Annotated in this window: 1 protein-coding gene; it reads left to right on the top strand. The window is 64.3% G+C overall.

Annotated features, from left to right (window positions below):
* Positions 1-238, top strand: a 238-nt coding sequence (locus ACPYOJ_RS36690; RefSeq protein WP_481420588.1) for a hypothetical protein, incomplete at both ends; no start/stop codon positions are given.

Genomic DNA, 238 nt, shown 5'->3' with positions numbered 1-238 from the left:
AATGGCGGCCGGTGCGCCGAACTACCTGATGAACTTCGGCACCAACAAGCTCAACCTGTGGAAGTTCCACGTCGACTGGAGCAACAGCGCCAACAGCACGCTGAGCGGACCGGCCGCCATTCCGGTCGCGTCGTTCTCGGCGGCATGCAGCGGCGGCACCTGCATCCCGCAGTCGGGCACCAAGCAGAAGCTGGATTCGCTGGCCGACCGCCTGATGTTCCGCCTGGCCTACCGTAAA

The organism is Rhizobium sp. SVR5-9E, from assembly GCF_056755095.1.
The sequence above is the reverse complement of the archived record's forward strand: the minus strand, read 5'-3'. Positions and strand labels throughout refer to the sequence as shown.